Here is a 17,684-nt window from a genome sequence, read left to right on the forward strand (position 1 = left end):
GCGAAGTCGACATGAGCGTCGGCGCCAGCGATGTCCGCTTCAAGAAGCCGGACGGTGGTGCGGGAATCGCCTCCACGAGGCGCCTTGCAGCCCGGCAGCTTGGGGGCCGACAGCTTTAAGATACAAATGATCCGAAGTGGACGTTGAGACGCACCGCTGCCTCATGCATGACCCGAAGCGTGTCATTCCGGCACCAATTTGAACAACGGTCCGCGTCAAACAGGGTGGAGGAAGTTTCAATCGAAGAAGCCCGCATCCTCTTCCCTGAGATATTTCCTGGCTGCTTCAGCATCGATATCGAGACCCAGCCCCGGCGCTTCCAGCAGGTCCACCATGCTGTCCTTCACAATCTGCTTGGGTAGGCCGACTACGAGATCCTTCCACCATGGATCGGAGGCGCTCGGGTATTCGAAGGCGATGTAATTGGCGGGCAAGGTGGCACAGACATTGATCAGCGCGCCGAGGCCGAGCAGGCCGTTGGCGGTGCCGTGCGGCGCCATCAGGATCGAGTGCATATAGGCGTGCTCGGTGATCCATTTGAGCTCGGCAATGCCACCGACATCGGCAGGATCGGGGCCGATGACGCGCACCGCCTGCGTCTCGATCAGTTCCTTGAAATTGTGCCGCAGGTAGATCTGCTCGCCGGTATGGATTGGCGTCGAGGTGGAGGTGGTCAGCTCCCGATAGGCCTGGGGATTGACCCACGGCACATAGTCGCCGGTCAGCATGTCCTCGAGCCACATCAAATTGTACTTCTCGACCGCGCGTGCGAATTTGATCGCATCGGGCAGCATCCAGCCCGGGCCGCAGTCGAGCGCCAGGCTGACCTTGTCGCCCAGGACTTCCTTCATGGCGATCACGCAGTCGAGCATGTGATTGAAACCGCGCTCGCTGATCACGCCCTGGTCCATGGCACCGTGATACCCGGCCTTGTTCTGTGTCACGCCGTAGTGAAAGCCCTCGACGGTGTCCTTCATGTTGGAATGGAATGAGATGCCTTGTTTGACCATGAAGAAGCCTTCTGGCCGCTCCATCATCCATTTGACATCAGCGGCGTAATCCTCCGGCCGGTCGCCCGTGCGTTTCCGGCGGATCGAGCCGTTGTAGACGCGCACCTTGTCGCGCACCTTGCCGCCGAGCAATTTGTAGACCGGAACGCCCGCTGCTTTCCCGGCGATATCCCACAAGGCGTGCTCGATGGCGCTTACCGCCGCGCCATTGGGCTTGAAAGAGCCGCGCTGGCGGATCTTCAGCATCACGCGCTCGACGTCAGTCGGGTCCTCGCCGATCAGGGCGTCGCGAAAATGCAGCACCCAGGGTTTGAGGTAGGGCTTGGTGTATTCGACTTCGCCCAGGCCGTGCAGGCCCTCGTCGGTGACGACTCGAACTATGGGGTGCTTGCCGATAACGGCACAGCGGAGATCGGTGATTTTCATGGGATTACCTATTTCACCGATGAGAAGGCGGTCGGAGCCAACAATTGGTTGGTGATATTGGCAAGGATTGGCCCATCGCTTTCAGACTCGTCGCGCACTTTGAGCCAGGCTGGATCAGTGACAAAGGCCTTCCACTTCACTTCGCGCTCAGCCAGCGATTCCCAGGCGATGAAGTAGGTGAGGCGATTGCTGCTTTCGCCCACCATCGTGGTGAAGAACCCGGCCTGGCGAATGCCGTGCTTGTCCCACAGAGCCAGGGTGTGGTCGTTAAAGCGCTTGAACAGCGCCGGTAGCCGCCCAGGCAGGCACTCGTAGACTCTCAGTTCGTAGATCATGTCTTCTCCTTGTCGCCTCTCCCCTGCAGAGGGGCAGGCGCGTCGCGCCGGTTGAGGGGGCTCGTCCCCCATTGTGTGTGCTTGGCCTCACCCCGCTTATGATCCTTTCCCACTGAGTGGAGCGAGACGACGGGTGATACAGCGGGGATTGGATCAGTCGTTCCTCACCCTTTTGTGGAGGCCATGAGAGTGGGGGTTTTTGGGCACGAAACTCAACTCCATATCCGATCCCAGGAATATTCGTCATCCCAATGATCGGTCGGCTGCCACACGCCGGTGACACCGGGTTGCAGGTGCTGGCTGATGACTTCGTCGACCACGTCGTCGATGCCGAGGCCCGGCTTGTCCGACACGGCGATGAAGCCATCCTTGACCAGCGGCTTGGGCAAGCCCGTGACGATATCGTCCCACCAGTCCACTTCGACGCTGTGATATTCGAGTGCCATGAAGTTTTCCGTGGCCACCGCGACATGCGCGGCGGCCATTGCCGCGATCGGGCTTTCCGCCATGTGAATGGCCATGGCAACGCCATGGTCCTGCGCCGCGTCGCCGATCTTCTTGGTCTCGAGGATGCCACCGGAGGTGAGCAAGTCCGGATGGATGACCGAGATGCCGGCCTTGAGTAGCGGCTCGAAGCCTTCCTTGAGGTAGATGTCCTCACCGGTGCAGATCGGCACGGAGGTCGCCTGCTGCAGCTGGCGATACTGCTCGGTGTACTGCCAGGGAATGACATCCTCGAGCCAGGCTGGTGCGTATTTCTCTATCCGCCGGGCGAGACGGATGCCATCCTGCAGCGAGATGTGGCCGACATGATCGATGGCGAGCGGGATCTCGTAACCGATCACCTCCCGGACCTCGTGGATATATTCATCGAGCAGGTCGAGGCCCTTTTCGGTGAAATGGAGGCCGGTGAAGGGATGCGGCACGTTCTGCGCGTCATAGGCGGCGTTGCGCGCCCGACGCTCGTCCAGTGTGCGCGCCGGGCAACGGCTGGCACTGATGCGGAAACCATCGAGCACACCAGCGGGCGCGACCACCGCGCCCGGGATGTGCGATATCTGCGCCAGCCCGAGATCCATCTTGAGGAACGTGAAACCGAGATCCATCCGCGCCTTGAGCCGCTTGCCGGTCTCAGTGCCGCTGGGCTTGTCGGCGTCGGTGTCGCAATAGACACGCACCTTGTCGCGGAACCGTCCCCCGAGCATCTGGTAGATCGGCACGCCATAGGCCTTGCCGGCGAGATCCCAGAGGGCGATCTCGATTGCCGAGACACCGCCACCCTGCCGCCCATGACCACCAAATTGCTTGATGCGGCGAAACAGCCGGTCGATGTTGCAGGGATTCTCGCCCAGCAACCGGCTCTTGAGCATCAGCGCATAAGTGGCGCTGGCGCCGTCGCGCACTTCGCCAAGCCCGACAATGCCCTGGTTGGTGTAGATCTTGACAAGCGCCGAGGTAAACGGCGCGCCGACGATTTCGGCTACCCGCATGTCGGTGATGCACAGTTCGGACGGCCTGGAGTTCGTGTTCACCCGATTGAGGGCATCGTGGGCTACAATGGTCTTTGGCATGCTGTCCTCGTACTCGTACTGGTCGGCGGGGCTTGTCGCCCGCACGCTGGGCCGGCAGGGAGCGATGCTAGACCAGTTCTATCTCGTGGGCCTGCAGGTAGTCTCGGTCCATCTCGACACCGAGACCAGGCTTCGACGTCAGCTTGAGGCTGCCGTTCGAAACGTCGAGCGGTGTGTCGATAAGGTGATCGTATTTTGCCAGGTTCCACTCCGAGGTTTCGAGCTTGTAGAAGTTGGGAACGGTCATCATCACCTGCGCGCCGGCAACCACGTTGATCGGCCCAGCGGCATCATGTGGCGAGACCGGGATGTAGTAGGCTTCGCACAGGGCGGAAATCTTCTTGAGCTCGGTAATGCCGCCGGTCCAGGTGACATCCGGCATGATGTAGTCGGCGAGCTTGTTCTCCAGCACCGGCACGAAATCCCACTTGGTGTGGCCGCGCTCGCCCCACGAGATGGCGGCACTGACCTTCTCACGCACCTGCTTGAGGGCGTTGAGGCTCTCGGGCGGACAGGGCTCCTCGAACCAATCGATCTGGCCGGCTTCCTCGAGGCTGCGACAGAGGCGGATGGCGGTGGGAACGTCGAAGCGGCCATGCGCATCGATGAGGATGTCGACATCGGGGCCTGCAGTTTCGCGGATCAGCGCCGTCAGTTCGGCAGCCTCGCGCTCGTCCTTGCGCGTCATGCTGCCATCGAGGTAGCCGTCCCGCTGTTCGCGGGACAAGCCATCGGCGGCGCGGCCCTGGTGAGGGAAAGGGTCGAATTTGAGCCCAGTATGGCCGGACTCGACAATGTCTCGGATTTCGCGGACCACAGCCTCCTTGCTGGTAAACTTGCGCTGGTTGGGATGGGTGTAGAGCGCGATCTCATCGCGCACCGGTCCGCCCAGCAGCTCGTAAATCGGCTTGCCTAGAACTTTGCCCCTGATGTCCCAGAGTGCGATGTCGATGGCGCTCACGCATTCGACTGCGGCGCCGCGGCTGCCCATGTAGGTGAAGCTGCGGAAAATCTTGTGCCAGAGATGCTCGATGCGAGCTGGATCCTCGCCGGTCAAAGCGATACCGATCTGCCGCAGGATCGTGCACAGGGCCCTATTGGCGAGCTTCGTTGTGGTGGTGATCTCTCCCCAGCCACTCAGCCCTTCGTCGGTCGTCACTTCGACGAACAGGAATTCTCCCCAATAGGATGCAGCGGAGTTGATCAGCCACGGCCGAACGCTTGTGATTTTCATCTCGACTACCTTTGTCTGAAATCAACAGGTGACTTTGTCCTGACCGGATCTCCTATCCGGCTCGAGCGGCGTTGCGCGCACGCATCTGTTCGAGAACGTGCCGGCCCGAACCTTCGACATGGCGGGAAATGAGTTCGCCCGCCTCGTCGGCATTTCCCGCTTTTATGTGCGCTATGAGCTCGCGGTGCTCACGCAGGATGGCGGCCCGCCGCGCGAGCGTAAAATTGAAACGCCGGCTCACGGCTCGCAGCACTTCGCGATGCTTCCACCAAAGCTCGGCTGCATGGCGATTATAGTGGCGCTGGTACATCACCGTGTGGAAGGCGGTATCCAGTTCACTGTGCCGGATTGTGTCGGCGAAGTTGTTCTCCTCGATCAGGCCCTGGATACGTTCGAGTTCGGCGATGTCCTCGCTGGTCGCCATATTCACGAACCATCGCGTCAGGGCCGGCTCGATCAGGACACCGATCTCGTAGATGTCGCGGACAAAATCCTGATCTATGGGGCGCACGCGCGCCCCGCGATTGGCCACGAAAGTGACAAAGCCCTCCCCGCGCAACAGCTGCAACGCTTCGCGCACCGGGTTGGTCGAGGTGCCATGACGCCGGGCGAGATCGGTGACCACAAGCCGTTCGTTGGCTGCGAGCCGTCCCTCGATGATGTCTTCCCGGATCAGTTGATAAAGCGAGGCGCCCTCGCTCGAGGCGCCTATGGGGTCAATCCCCTCCGGTGGTTCAGCTTTGAAATCGCTTGTTTCGGCCAAAGCCGGCTCCCCCAATCAATACACACTTTGGTCGATATCACGCACGGTTTCCATAAACAATGTACGATTTATCGCGTTGACAGCCAATCCCTGATCTGAAAACGTATGAAATGATCGACAGGATACATAGAGAGAGGACGTCCCGCGATCGAACGAACAATGACCGCCTGCCTCGATGCTGAGCGGCATGGGAGAGAACCTGGAGGATACCTATGACGAGGATTATACTCGGCGGTGCCGTCCTGCGCGGCACTGTCTCCACTGCACTAATGGTATCGCTGATGTCTGCTTCGGCGCTTGGTGCGCCGCCGGTCGACCTGAGCAAGTGGTCGCCGGACTATGTGCGCTCCATCGCGGGAACACAGGATTTTGATACGGCGGCGGATTGCGCCAAGGTCACCCCGCTCGACTACAAGGGGCGACTGACATTCTGGTATCAGGGCGTGTTCGAGGGCGACCCCGACCTCCTGCGCCAATACTACAAGGATTTCTTCGAGACCTTCCGCAAGACCTATCCGAACATCCAGCTCGACGATCAGGCGCTTACCTATAACGACCTTCTCGACAAGTTCCGCACCGCGCTGCTGGGCAATGCCGCGCCGATGGCGGTCCGCCTGCAAATCCTGGGTGGTACCGAGTTTGCCTCGAAGGGCTATCTGCAGCCGCTCAAGCCGGAAGATGTGGGCTATCCGACCGAGGATTTCTGGCCCGGCGCCATGAAGGCCGTAACTTGGGAAGGGGTGACCTACGGCATTCCCACCAACAACGAGACGATGGCGTTCATCTGGAACGCCGACATCTTCAAGCGTGCAGGCATCGATCCGGACAAGGCTCCGGCTACCTGGGACGACGTCGTCAAGTATTCCAAGCAGATCCATGACAAGCTCGGCATTGCCGGTTACGGCCTCGTGGCTCGCAAGAATGCCGGCAACACGCCGTACCGCTTCATGCCGCAGCTATGGGCCTATGGTGGCGGCGTCTTCGACGAAGCCACTGCGAACCCGACCTACAGTGATGTCAAACTCGACAGCCCGCAGAGCAAGGCGGCACTGCAAGCCTCCTACGACATGTATGTCCGCGACAAGTCGGTTCCGGTTTCGGCGCTCACCAACCAGCAGGCCGACAACCAGCCTCTGTTCGTCGCCGGCCAGCTCGGCATGATGATCTCGCACCCGTCCGACTACAACGTCATGCTCGACCTGCAGAAGAAGGCGACGGGCGCCGACAAGGAGAAGGCGCAGACCGTCATCGACAACATGCGTTACGGCTTGATTCCGACTGGGCCCGACGGCAAGCGCGCTGTCGTGTTCGGCGGCTCGAACATCCACATCCTGAAGCCTGAATATGTCGAGGGCGGCAAGGTGGACGAGCCGGCTGCGAAGGCTATCGCCTGCATGTGGGCGAGCCCTGAATGGTCGCTGAAGATGGCTTACGCCGGCTCCAACCCAGGCAATCTCAACGGCTTCAAGACCAAATGGATGAAGGAACGTCTGGACAACATCAAGTTCCTCGACGTCACAACCTCGATGCTGCCATACGGCATCCCGTTCCCCGCGCTGCCGCAGTCCCCCGAGATCATGAACATCATTGTCCCCGATATGCTGCAGAACGCCCTGACCGGAGCGATGACGGTCGATCAGGCCGCCGACGACGCCGCCAAGAAGGTAAAGGACCTGATGGGCGGGCTCTAGGCCGAGCCGACCTGCGACTGACCTGGCCGGCTGCGCCTGATAGCAAGTGCAGCCGGTTCGTTCCGAAGAACAAGGGCACGCCACAGTGACGATCGTGACCGGCAAGAAAGAGGCTCGCCCAAGATTGCAACCCGATAGGTCCGGCTTGCTGCGGCAGGTCTGGCAGCATCGCGCCGACTACGCGTACGTGCTCCCCGCGATTGCCGTGATGCTCATCGTCATAGCCTATCCGATCTACTACACGGTGGAGCTGTCGTTCTTCAAGACGCCGCCTGGCCTGCAGCTACGCGACAAGACCTTCATCGGCTTCGACAACTACACGACCATCCTCACCAGCGACGTATTCTGGAAAGTTACCTGGAACACGCTTGTCTGGACACTGGGATCCACGTTCTTTTCCTTTGTACTGGGGTTTGGTGCCGCGTTGGCGCTCCACCGCGACTTTGTCGGCCGCGGTGTCTTGCGCGCTATCCTGATCGTTCCCTGGGTCATCAGCGCGGTTGCCGCCTCCTATATCTGGAAGTGGATCTATCATTCCGACTTTGGGATCATCGGGGCGGTGCTGGTCGGCCTCGGATTGGCCGACCGGCCGCCGAATTTCATCGACAACGTCTCTACGGTGCTGCCATCCCTGATCGTCGTCAATATCTGGCGCGAGTTTCCCTTTGCCATGATCATGATGATGGCCGGCCTGCAGACGGTCCCCGAGCAGTTGCTGAGCGCCGCAAAAGTCGATGGGGCCAGTGCATGGCAGCGCTTCTGGCACGTCACCTTCCCGCACTTGAGCAACGTCTCGACGGTGACGATCCTGCTGCTCGCTGTCGCCAACTTCAATTCCTTCATCATCCCGTGGATCATGACCGGCGGCGGGCCGTCGAACGCGTCGCATATCTGGATCACGCACATCTATGAGCTCGCCTTCGGCCGGCAGCGCTGGGGCGTCGCGTCGGCCTATTCGGTGCTCCTGTTTCTCATGCTGATGGTGCTGGGCTACTTCTACGTCCGTGCGCTGGCCGGAAATGATCGGAAAGAGGGGCGCGCATGAGCATGATTGTCGAGACTGCCCCTCGAGGTCAGACCCGGAGCCGCATGCGCGTCGACGGATGGCGGTGGGCCGGGCGCATCTTCCTCGTGTTCATGCTGCTCTACACCGCATTGCCGATGATCTGGATGCTGATCACCTCGATCAAGTCCGGGTTCGCGGCGATGCAATTCCCGCCGCAATGGTGGCCCGACGAGCCGACCCTCGCCAGCTACCAGAAGCTGCTCGACCCGCAGAACAGCGTAGGCCAGGACTTCCTCCGCTTTTTCTGGAACAGCCTTTTCGTGGCGACGGCCACGACAATCCTTTCGGTGGTCGTGGCCGTTCCTGCAGCCTACGCGTTTTCGCGTTTCACTTTCCCGGGCCGGAATTTCCTGTTCTTCGCCGTGCTGCTGCGCAATATGTTCCCGGCGGTGATCTTTCTCGTGCCGCTGTTCATCCTAATGCGGGCGATCGGGCTGGTGAACACGCATGGTTCGCTGATCCTCACCTACCTCACCTTCGGCCTGCCGCTGGCGATCTGGCTGCTCAAGGGCTTCTACGACAACATCCCGGTGCAGCTCGAGCAGGCGGCGCGCATCGATGGCGCAACGCGGTTCCAGGCCTTCCTCCTGATCGTGATGCCGCTTTCGACGCCAGGGATCATCGCCACCGCGATCTATTCCTTCATCGGCGCGTGGAACGAGTACATCTACGCCTACACCTTCCTGTCCAAGAACGAACAGTTGACCTTGCCGGTCGGCATCCAACGTTTCTTTTCGGAAAATACGACGGACTTTCCGGGCCTGATGGCGGCCAGCTTCATGATGAGCGTCCCCGTCGTGGTGCTGTTCCTCGTCCTGCAACAATACTTCGTACGCGCCCTTACAGAAGGCGCGGTCAAGCACTAGGGAGTTGCCGATGGCCCACGTGGTCCTCAATGATCTCGTCAAGACCTACGGCAGCTTCAAAGCCGTCAACGAAGTTTCGCTGACGGTCAATGATGGCGAGTTCGTAGCACTCGTCGGACCTTCCGGCTGCGGCAAGACAACGACCCTCAATCTCGTCGCCGGGCTGATCCCGACTACATCGGGCGAGATCGTCATTGGCGACCGGGTGGTCAACGACCTCGATCCCAAGGACCGGGACATCGCAATGGTGTTCCAGAACTACGCGCTCTATCCGCAGAAATCGGTCTACAATAACCTGGCGTTCCCACTGCAGATGCGCAAACTGCCCAGGGAAGAGATCGACAAGAAGGTTAGGGACGCTGCACGCGTACTCGACATGACCGAACTCCTTGAGCGCAAGCCTCGTGAACTCTCAGGCGGACAACAGCAGCGTGTGGCCCTGGGGCGCGCCCTTGTCCGAGACCCAGCGGTGTTCCTGATGGACGAGCCGCTCTCCAATCTCGACGCAAAGCTGCGGGTGCAGATGCGGTCAGAGATCAAGCGATTCCACCAGGACCTGAAGGCGACAATCATATACGTAACACACGACCAGCTCGAAGCCGTGACCATGGCCGACAGGATGGCGGTGATGAACGGCGGCTATCTGCAGCAATACGATTCACCGGCGCAGGTGTTTGCCCATCCGGTGAACATGTTCGTCGCCAGCTTCGTCGGCAGCCCTGCAATGAGCCTTGTTCCTCTGCAGGCATCGACGGCAAGCGGCAACACTATGTTGACCGGCGCGGAGGGCTGGCACCTCGAGCTTTCGCCGCACAACGCCCAGAAGGTCGCGACGGCAAAGACCAAGAAAGTGGTGCTCGGCGCGCGTCACTCGACGATCAAGCTGCACAAGAGTGCGGTGCCAGGCAGCGTCCCTGCCAAGGCCTACACGGTGGAGCCGACCGGAGACGTCACCTTCGTGCAGGCGTTGCTGTCCGGCGCCGTCGTCAACATCAGCGTGCCCCCCAGCGTCGCCGTTGCACCTGACGAACAGATCTGGCTCGAATTCGACCAGGAGCGGATGCATCTGTTCGACGGCGAAACAGAGATGGCTCTCAAGGTCAACTGAGACAGAGCCGAAGCGTGTGGAACGTGGGCGTGCATGACTACGAAGCTTAAAATCACCGCGATCAATCCCTATCCTGCGTGGGTGGGAACGCGCAATCAGATGCTCGTCAAGGTCGAGACCGACCAGGGCGTCTTCGGCTGGGGAGAGAGCGGCTTGAGCGGTCGCGAGAGGGCCGTGGCCGGCGCGGTCGAGCATTATCGCGAGTTTCTGATTGGCCGTAACCCCATGCAGATCGGGCGAATCTGGCAGGAGCTCTATCGCAGCCAGTACTTCGAGGGCGGGCGTGTTCTGCTGGCGGCTATTTCGGCCATCGACATCGCCCTTCACGACATCAAGGGCAAGGCGCTCGGAGTGCCGGTCTACGAGTTGCTGGGCGGCAAGCAGCGCGACCGCATCCCCACCTTCGCCTCGACAGGAGACGAGGCAGAAGGCGATGCTGCCATCGAACGAGCCCGCGAACTGCACGCACTGAGGTGGCAGGCAATCCGCTTCTTCCCCGTCGGGCAAAGCAGCAGGGACATCTTCGAGCCGCGCGAGTCGATAGGCGCGACCGCGAGAATGCTGAACAAGGCGCGCGAGGCGCTGGGCGACGACGTCGTCCTCGGCATCGACTATCACCATCGGCTGTCGGTGGCAGAGGCGGCGAGCTTCTGCAACAAGCTCGGCCGTGGCGTGCTTGATTTCCTCGAGGAACCGATACGCGACGAGACACCGGAGGCCTACGAATCCCTGCGCACGATGACCGAGATTCCTTTTGCCATCGGCGAGGAATTTGCCAGCAAGTGGCAGTTCTTGCCCTACATCGAGCGCGGCATCCATCAGTTCAATCGGCTCGATGTCTGCAATGTCGGGGGGCTCACCGAGGCGATGAAGGTCGCTGGCTGGAGCGAGGCCCACTATGTGGACCTGATGCCGCACAATCCCCTGGGACCAGTGTGCACGGCCGCGACCATTCATCTGGCCGCCGCGGTGCCGAACTTCGCGTGGCTCGAGACCAGGGTTCCCGAAAGAAAGTTGGGCTTCGACAATTCCGAGTTCTTCCCAGTGCAACCACGGCTCGATGGTCCCGATTATCCGGTCAGCGACCTGCCTGGCCTGGGCGTCGAGGTCAATGAGGAGGCGATCCAGGCGGAGAGCTTCCGTTTCTGGGAAGCGCCTCACCTCAAGCGCCGCGATGGTTCTGTCACGAACTGGTAGTTCAATTTCAACCGGAGTCGACAATGACACATACTCCCGACATCACGCGGCCGCCCAAGGACCTGATCGACGCATTACGAGAGATCGGCGCCGCGACGGTAGCCGGCACGCTCGGCCACATGGGCTTCCGCAATCCGCACATGGTCGGTCCGGTGGCGCAGAACCACGGGAAGTCGATCGTCGGGCCGGCGCTGACGCTGCAGTTCCTGCCGCAGCGGCCGGACCTCTTCAGCGAGGGAGAATATGCCGATCCGGAGACGCAACTGCATCGGCACGTGCTCTACCACGCCCAGGAGGGCGACGTGGTCGTGGTGGACGCGCGCGGCGACATGAGCTCGGGCGTCTTCGGCGATATGATGTCGACCTATTTCAAGGGCAGAGGCGGCGCGGGCATCGTCATCGATGGGTGCATGCGCGACCGACCCAATGTCGAAAAGCTCGATCTACCGCTATGGCTGCGCGGCTGGACGCCCAACTACCATGTGCAAACCAGCATCTATCCTAACGCCGTCAACGTTCCGATTGCCTGCGGCGGCGTCACGGTTCTCCCCGGCGACATCATTATCGCCGACGATGACGGGGTGGTGGTGCTTCCAGTCGCAATGGCCTCGAAGGTAATCGAAGACGCGAAGATGCATCACGATTGGGAAGAGTTCTCGCGAGAGAAGCTTATGCAGGGCGCGTCGTTGCAACGCTACTATCCGCTGCATGACGACGCCCGCGGGGAATACGAGGAATGGCGCAATGCGAGACGCGTGGAGCGCCCAAGCTAACGCAAGGTCAGCTGCGACGGGCGGCAGACCTTATGGCGGTGTGCGTCAACGCCGAAGGTGGGGTCGAGTTTCACCACCGGGCGTTCAGCTTTGCGGCGCGGCAGCGTCAAGCGTTAACGTCAGCAGTGTCCGCTTTCAAGAAAGGGCAACTTCAGTGTGGACGGCCGACATAGGCGCATAGCCGACAGGCACCTGTGAGGCGGTGAGCGGACTGGCAGCTTCCGGCGGCAGATCTTCAAGAGCCGACATTTAGTCAAGGGCCAGTGTTGTCGAGACCTGACCATAGGGCACCTTCGTGTCGAGCGAGGGAAGCAATCTGCTGTGACGCCGGCGAATTGATCATCCCGCATTGCACAATTCCTTCGCTTGGTCACAATGCAGGCATGGTCCGATCCTCCCTAGCCGTCCTGGTGATCGATGAAAATCGCATCCGCGCCTCGATCATCGAGGCCGGCCTGCGCGAGGCCGGCCATCAGCGGGTCACGGTCATCCATGACGTGACCGGCATTGCGCGACGGATCGCCGAAATCGAGCCTGACGTCATCGTCATCGATCTCGAAAATCCCAACCGCGACATGCTCGAAAACATGTTCCAGCTGTCGCGCGCCGTGAAGCGTCCGATCGCCATGTTCGTCGACCGCTCCGACCAGGCCTCGATCGAGGCGGCGGTCGATGCCGGCGTGTCCGCCTATGTCGTCGACGGGCTCAGGCAAGAGCGCGTCAAGCCGATCCTCGACATGGCGGTCAGCCGCTTCAATGCCTTCTCACGCATGGCGCGTGAACTGGAAGAGGCGCGCAGCGAGCTCGAGAGCCGCAAGGTGATCGATCGCGCCAAGGGCATTCTTATGAAGTCGCGCGGCCTCTCCGAAGAGGCGGCCTACACGCTGCTGCGCAAGACCGCGATGAACCAGAACCGCAAGATCAGCGATATCGCCCAGAGCCTGGTGACTGCCGCCGGGCTGCTCGGACCGGCGGAGGACGAATGAGCATGGGCGCCGAGCACCAGATCACCGCCGGCTTCATGCCGCTTTTCGACAGCGCCGTGCTGGTGGCCGCAAGCGAGTTGGGCTTCGCCGCACGCGAAGGCATTGAGCTGACGCTGCACCGCGAGACGTCCTGGGCCAACATCCGCGATCGCATCGCCATCGGCCACTTCGATCTCGCGCATATGCTGGGACCGATGCCGCTCGCCTGCAATCTCGGGCTGACGCCGCTCGCTTCCGAAACCATCGTGCCGTTCTCGCTCGGGCTCGGCGGCAATTGCGTCACCATCTCCAACGCGGTGTGGGACGGCATGGCGGCGCATGGCGGTGAAGCCGATCTCGATCCGGCGCGTGCCGGGGCAGCACTTCATGCGCTCATTCGCGAGCGCGCTGCAACCGGTGGCGAGCCGCTTCGCTTTGCCGTCGTGCATCCGCATTCCGGGCACAATTACGAACTGCGCTACTGGCTCGCCGCCTGCGGTATCGATCCCGACCGCGAAATCGAGATCGTCATCGTGCCACCGCCCTTCATGGCCGACGCGCTGGCCACTGGGCGCATCGACGGCTACTGCGTTGGTGAACCCTGGAACAGCGCTGCGGTCGCCGCCGGCACCGGCCATATCGTCACCGTCAAGGCACTGTTGTGGAAGAACAGCCCGGAGAAGGTGATCGGCGTGCGCAAGGCCTGGGCGGACGAGAACCCCGAGGCTCTGGCGGCATTGCTGCGCGCGCTGCATCATTCGGCACGCTGGTGCCAGGATCCAGCCAACCACGCAGAATTGGCAGTTGTGATGGCGCAGCCCGGCTTCCTCGGTTTGCCGCCCGCGGTGCAGATGCCGATCCTGACCGGCCATCTCCGATTGGGCGGCGGGGCGGAGCTGGAGATCGACGACTTCTTCCTACCTTTCGACAAGGCGGCGAATTTTCCGTGGAAGAGCCATGCGCTGTGGTTCTACACGCAGATGGTGCGCTGGGGTCATGTCGCGCACACGCCTGAGAACCTCGCCATAGCGCGCGAATGCTATCGGCCTGACCTCTACCGCTCGGCGCTGAAGCCGCTCGGCGTGGCGCTTCCCGGCGCCAATGCGAAGGTTGAGGGCGCGCTCAAGATCGCCACCGCGGTCGGCGCGACCGGGGCCGGCCTGGTGCTTGGTCCCGACGGTTTCTTCGACGGCCAGATCTTCGATCCAGACGAGATCGACGCCTACATCGCGTGCCAGAAATCGGCCCACGCGGAAGCCTGATCATTTCCGCGCCATTCTTGTGCATTGCACAAAAATTGTGCGTGCGTCGGCTCTAGTGAACAATCTTTGGCCTGCTCACTATAGTGCCCGGCATGTCGTCGATAGACACACATCGCTGCTTTCATTGATGTTTTTCGCTTCTCAGCAAACTGGCATGGTTCCTGCTTCGAAATAATCAGGCCCTTCACGGGTCACGGAACAGGCGTCCAATGACGGGCGCCACAGGCAAAGCTGCCGCTCAGGTCAAGACGCGCTCCCGGTCTCTCGGGCGCGAAGACCTGGCCGGCGGCTTTTTTGTTTTGGAATCGCGTTCAACCGGAGACGACGATGAAGAAGACGATGAAGAATTGGATCGGAACGGGAACATCCCTCAAGGATGTGACGCGTCGCGATTTTCTGGTCAGCAGCGCCATGACGGCAGGCCTGTTCGTGGCGGCCCGCAAGCTTTTCCCCTCCGGCGCCTATGCCGCCACCGCCGCTCCGGAAGTCACCGGCGCCAAGCTCGGCTTCATTGCGCTGACCGATGCCGCCCCGCTTATGATTGCCAAGGAGAAAGGGCTGTTCGCAAAATTCGGCATGCCCGATGTCGAGGTGCTCAAGCAGGCATCCTGGGGCGCGACGCGCGACAATCTGATGCTTGGCGGTGCGGCCAACGGTATCGACGGCGCCCATATCCTGACGCCGCTGCCTTACCTCATGCACACCGGCAAGGTGACGCAGAACAACCAGCCGATGCCGATGGCGATCGTGGCGCGGCTCAACTACGACTGCCAGGGCATTTCGGTCGCGCAGGAATATGCCGGCACCGGTGTCGGCCTTGATGCCTCGAAGCTGAAGGATGCCTTCGCCGCCAAGAAGGCGGCCGGCAAGGAAATCAAGGCCGCCATGACCTTCCCGGGCGGCACGCACGACCTCTGGCTGCGCTACTGGCTGGCCGCCGGCGGCATCGATCCCGACAAGGACGTCTCGACCATCGTCGTGCCGCCGCCGCAGATGGTGGCCAACATGAAGGTCGGCAACATGGACGTCTTCTGCGTCGGCGAGCCGTGGAACGAGCAGCTCGTCCACCAGGGCGTCGGCTTCACCGCCGCAACCACGGGCGAGTTGTGGAAGGGCCATCCGGAAAAGGCGCTCGGCCTGCGCGCCGAGTTCATCGAGAAGAACCCGAACGCCACCAAGGCGATCCTGATGGCCGTCATGGAAGCCCAGCAATGGTGCGAGGCCAAGGAGAACAAGGACGAGATGGCCGCCATCATCGGCAAGCGGCAATGGATGAACGTGCCCGTCGCCGACATCATCGGCCGCCTCAAGGGCGACATCAATTATGGCAACGGCCGCGTCGCCTCTGGCACCGACCTCTACATGAAGTTCTGGAAGGGCGGCGTCTCCTACCCGTTCAAGAGCCACGACAGTTGGTTCCTCGCTGAAAACATCCGCTGGGGCAAATTCGCGCCGACCACCGACATCAAAGCGCTGGTCGATCAGGTCAACCGCGAGGATCTGTGGCGCGAGGCGGCCAAGGATCTCGGCGTGGCCGCCGCCGACATTCCGGCATCATCGTCGCGCGGCGTCGAGACCTTCTTCGACGGCAAGGTCTTCGATCCGGCCAACCCGTCCGCCTATCTCGACAGCCTGAAGATCAAGGCATCGGCATAACCGGCGCAAGCGGCTTCACAGCCGCTTCTCACCAGTGCCCCACGGAGTTTTTCCCAGACATGTCGATCCAGGCTATCGAGGATACCAAGGTGAAGGCATTCCCCGCCAAACCGGCCGAGGTGATCGCCTTCACCGCCAAGGCGCGGCGCCGCTTCGAGCCTATGGCAATCGCCGGCAAACTGGCGAGCACGCTGGTGCCGCCGATCATCGTCATCGCCCTCATGCTCGTCGTCTGGCAGGTCGCCTGCTCGTCGCCCACATCGAGCCTGCCGCCGCCAAGCCAGGTGTGGAACGAGGCCTACGATCTGATCGCGCATCCGTTCTTCAACAACGGCCCGCAGGATATCGGCCTGGCTTGGCGGGTGCTGATCTCGCTGCAACGCGTCGCCATCGGCTTTGGCCTGGCGGCGATCGTCGGCGTGGCGCTCGGCGCACTGGTCGGCCAGTCGATCTGGGCGATGCGCGGCCTCGATCCGGTGTTCCAGATCCTGCGCACCGTGCCGCCGCTCGCCTGGCTGCCGTTGTCGCTGGCGGCGTTCCGCGATTCCAGCCCGTCGGCGCTGTTCGTCATCTTCATAACCTCGATCTGGCCGATCATCATCAACACCGCCGTTGGCGTGCGCAACATCCCGCAGGATTACCGCAACGTCGCCCGCATCCTGCGCCTCAACCCGTTCGAGTTCTTCGTCAAGATCATGGTGCCGGCCGCAGCGCCCTACATCTTCACGGGCCTGCGCATCGGCATCGGCCTGTCCTGGCTCGCCATCGTCGCCGCCGAAATGCTGACGGGCGGCGTCGGCATCGGCTTCTTCATCTGGGACGCGTGGAACTCGTCGCGGCTGCCCGACATCATCGTCGCGCTCGCCTATATCGGCGTCACCGGCTTCTGCCTCGACCGGCTGGTCGCGGCGGTCGGCGTCTTCGTCACCCGCGGCACAACGGCAAAGTGAGGAAAGCGCCATGACGGCCTATCTGAAACTCGACCATATCGACAAATCCTTCGCCCGTGGCGGCCAGGTCAGTGAGGTTCTGAGGGATATCAGGCTGACCATCGACAAGGGCGAATTCGTCTCCATCATCGGTCACTCTGGCTGCGGCAAGTCGACCTTGCTCAACCTGATCGCCGGCCTGACCAATGTGTCCGCCGGCGCCGTGCTGCTCGAGGACAAGGAAGTCGACAGCCCCGGACCCGAGCGTGCCGTGGTGTTCCAGAACCACTCGCTGCTGCCATGGCTGACCGTCTATGAAAACATCAACCTTGCGGTGTCGAAAGTCTTCGGCCGTTCCAAGACCAGGGCCGAGCGGCATGACTGGATCATGCGCAATCTCGACCTTGTGCAAATGGCGCATGCCAGGGACAAGCGCCCAGCCGAGATTTCGGGCGGCATGAAGCAGCGCGTCGGCATCGCCCGGGCGCTCGCCATGGAGCCGAAGATCCTGCTGCTCGACGAGCCGTTCGGCGCGCTCGATGCGCTGACCCGCGCCCATCTGCAGGACGCGGTAATGGACATCCATTCCAGGCTTGGCTCGACGACCATCATGATCACCCATGATGTCGACGAGGCGGTGCTTTTGTCCGATCGCATCGTCATGATGACCAACGGTCCGGCGGCGACCATCGGCGAAGTGCTTGCCGTGCCGCTGGCGCGGCCGCGCCGGCGCGTCGAGCTCTCCTCCGACCGCACCTTCCTGCGTTGCCGCGAGGCGGTGCTGAAGTTCCTCTACGAACGCCACCGCTTCGTCGAAGCCGCGGAGTAGACC

At 61.7% G+C, this 17,684-nt stretch carries 16 protein-coding genes; 11 read left to right on the forward strand and 5 right to left on the reverse strand.

Annotation, left to right across the window (positions count from 1 at the left end):
• Window positions 1–236: 236 nt before the first annotated feature.
• The 5 genes from HGP13_RS29595 to HGP13_RS29615 form a co-directional block, all read right to left on the reverse strand.
• A complete protein-coding gene (locus HGP13_RS29595; RefSeq protein ID WP_172232443.1) occupies window positions 237–1,436 on the reverse strand; it encodes a mandelate racemase/muconate lactonizing enzyme family protein in 1,200 nt (399 codons plus the stop codon).
• An 8-nt stretch (window positions 1,437–1,444) separates the two neighbouring features.
• On the reverse strand, window positions 1,445–1,771 hold the full coding sequence (locus tag HGP13_RS29600; protein ID WP_172232446.1) for an NIPSNAP family protein: 327 nt from the start codon (window positions 1,769–1,771) through the stop codon (window positions 1,445–1,447).
• A gap of 212 nt (window positions 1,772–1,983) precedes the next feature.
• The gene (locus HGP13_RS29605) at window positions 1,984–3,342 is read right to left on the reverse strand and encodes a mandelate racemase/muconate lactonizing enzyme family protein (RefSeq protein ID WP_172232449.1); all 1,359 of its coding nucleotides are present in this window, start codon (window positions 3,340–3,342) and stop codon (window positions 1,984–1,986) included.
• Between the two features lie 67 nt (window positions 3,343–3,409).
• The gene (locus tag HGP13_RS29610) at window positions 3,410–4,576 is read right to left on the reverse strand and encodes a mandelate racemase/muconate lactonizing enzyme family protein (RefSeq protein ID WP_172232452.1); all 1,167 of its coding nucleotides are present in this window, start codon (window positions 4,574–4,576) and stop codon (window positions 3,410–3,412) included.
• A gap of 52 nt (window positions 4,577–4,628) precedes the next feature.
• Entirely contained in the window at window positions 4,629–5,339 is a 711-nt protein-coding gene (locus tag HGP13_RS29615; protein ID WP_172232455.1) for a GntR family transcriptional regulator, read from the reverse strand.
• Between the two features lie 212 nt (window positions 5,340–5,551).
• On the opposite strand from HGP13_RS29615, the gene HGP13_RS29620 reads away from it, so the two are divergent.
• From HGP13_RS29620 to HGP13_RS29670, 11 genes are all read left to right on the forward strand, one after another.
• Window positions 5,552–7,030: a sugar ABC transporter substrate-binding protein gene (locus HGP13_RS29620; RefSeq protein WP_172232458.1), complete on the forward strand. Its 1,479-nt coding sequence runs from the start codon at window positions 5,552–5,554 to the stop codon at window positions 7,028–7,030.
• An 85-nt stretch (window positions 7,031–7,115) separates the two neighbouring features.
• Window positions 7,116–8,075, forward strand: a complete 960-nt coding sequence (locus HGP13_RS29625) for a sugar ABC transporter permease (protein ID WP_172232461.1) — start codon at window positions 7,116–7,118, stop codon at window positions 8,073–8,075.
• Window positions 8,072–8,962: a carbohydrate ABC transporter permease gene (locus tag HGP13_RS29630; protein WP_172232464.1), complete on the forward strand. Its 891-nt coding sequence runs from the start codon at window positions 8,072–8,074 to the stop codon at window positions 8,960–8,962. The genes HGP13_RS29625 and HGP13_RS29630 overlap by 4 nt, the downstream gene beginning before the upstream one ends.
• A 10-nt stretch (window positions 8,963–8,972) precedes the next feature.
• Window positions 8,973–10,070 (forward strand): ABC transporter ATP-binding protein, encoded by a 1,098-nt coding sequence (locus HGP13_RS29635; protein WP_172232467.1) that lies wholly within the window; start codon window positions 8,973–8,975, stop codon window positions 10,068–10,070.
• A 33-nt stretch (window positions 10,071–10,103) separates the two neighbouring features.
• Window positions 10,104–11,267 (forward strand): mandelate racemase/muconate lactonizing enzyme family protein, encoded by a 1,164-nt coding sequence (locus HGP13_RS29640; RefSeq protein WP_172232470.1) that lies wholly within the window; start codon window positions 10,104–10,106, stop codon window positions 11,265–11,267.
• A 23-nt stretch (window positions 11,268–11,290) separates the two neighbouring features.
• Window positions 11,291–12,040, forward strand: a complete 750-nt coding sequence (locus HGP13_RS29645; RefSeq protein WP_172232473.1) for a ribonuclease activity regulator RraA — start codon at window positions 11,291–11,293, stop codon at window positions 12,038–12,040.
• 383 nt (window positions 12,041–12,423) lie between these two features.
• Window positions 12,424–13,026 (forward strand): ANTAR domain-containing response regulator, encoded by a 603-nt coding sequence (locus tag HGP13_RS29650; RefSeq protein WP_027045429.1) that lies wholly within the window; start codon window positions 12,424–12,426, stop codon window positions 13,024–13,026.
• Window positions 13,027–13,028: 2 nt separating this feature from the next.
• A complete protein-coding gene (locus HGP13_RS29655; RefSeq protein WP_172234896.1) occupies window positions 13,029–14,267 on the forward strand; it encodes a CmpA/NrtA family ABC transporter substrate-binding protein in 1,239 nt (412 codons plus the stop codon).
• A gap of 327 nt (window positions 14,268–14,594) precedes the next feature.
• Window positions 14,595–15,923 carry a CmpA/NrtA family ABC transporter substrate-binding protein gene (locus tag HGP13_RS29660; protein WP_246707155.1) on the forward strand — a complete coding sequence of 443 codons (1,329 nt, stop codon included), beginning with the start codon at window positions 14,595–14,597 and terminating at the stop codon, window positions 15,921–15,923.
• 59 nt (window positions 15,924–15,982) lie between these two features.
• The gene (gene ntrB / locus HGP13_RS29665) at window positions 15,983–16,873 is read left to right on the forward strand and encodes a nitrate ABC transporter permease (RefSeq protein WP_172232476.1); all 891 of its coding nucleotides are present in this window, start codon (window positions 15,983–15,985) and stop codon (window positions 16,871–16,873) included.
• 10 nt (window positions 16,874–16,883) lie between these two features.
• Entirely contained in the window at window positions 16,884–17,681 is a 798-nt protein-coding gene (locus HGP13_RS29670) for an ABC transporter ATP-binding protein (RefSeq protein ID WP_172232479.1), read from the forward strand.
• Window positions 17,682–17,684 lie beyond the last annotated feature (3 nt).

Source organism: Mesorhizobium sp. NZP2077 (assembly GCF_013170805.1).
Lineage (GTDB): Bacteria > Pseudomonadota > Alphaproteobacteria > Rhizobiales > Rhizobiaceae > Mesorhizobium.

Coding starts and splice junctions, on each gene's coding strand:
- HGP13_RS29635 (WP_172232467.1), top strand. CDS start 8,973: ATGGCCCACGTGGTCCTCAATGATCTCGTCAAGACCTACGGCAGCTTC.
- HGP13_RS29660 (WP_246707155.1), top strand. CDS start 14,595: ATGAAGAAGACGATGAAGAATTGGATCGGAACGGGAACATCCCTCAAG.
- HGP13_RS29650 (WP_027045429.1), top strand. CDS start 12,424: ATGGTCCGATCCTCCCTAGCCGTCCTGGTGATCGATGAAAATCGCATC.
- ntrB (WP_172232476.1), top strand. CDS start 15,983: ATGTCGATCCAGGCTATCGAGGATACCAAGGTGAAGGCATTCCCCGCC.
- HGP13_RS29610 (WP_172232452.1), bottom strand. CDS start 4,576: ATGAAAATCACAAGCGTTCGGCCGTGGCTGATCAACTCCGCTGCATCC.
- HGP13_RS29645 (WP_172232473.1), top strand. CDS start 11,291: ATGACACATACTCCCGACATCACGCGGCCGCCCAAGGACCTGATCGAC.
- HGP13_RS29620 (WP_172232458.1), top strand. CDS start 5,552: ATGACGAGGATTATACTCGGCGGTGCCGTCCTGCGCGGCACTGTCTCC.
- HGP13_RS29655 (WP_172234896.1), top strand. CDS start 13,029: ATGGGCGCCGAGCACCAGATCACCGCCGGCTTCATGCCGCTTTTCGAC.
- HGP13_RS29630 (WP_172232464.1), top strand. CDS start 8,072: ATGAGCATGATTGTCGAGACTGCCCCTCGAGGTCAGACCCGGAGCCGC.
- HGP13_RS29600 (WP_172232446.1), bottom strand. CDS start 1,771: ATGATCTACGAACTGAGAGTCTACGAGTGCCTGCCTGGGCGGCTACCG.
- HGP13_RS29640 (WP_172232470.1), top strand. CDS start 10,104: ATGACTACGAAGCTTAAAATCACCGCGATCAATCCCTATCCTGCGTGG.
- HGP13_RS29605 (WP_172232449.1), bottom strand. CDS start 3,342: ATGCCAAAGACCATTGTAGCCCACGATGCCCTCAATCGGGTGAACACG.
- HGP13_RS29595 (WP_172232443.1), bottom strand. CDS start 1,436: ATGAAAATCACCGATCTCCGCTGTGCCGTTATCGGCAAGCACCCCATA.
- HGP13_RS29670 (WP_172232479.1), top strand. CDS start 16,884: ATGACGGCCTATCTGAAACTCGACCATATCGACAAATCCTTCGCCCGT.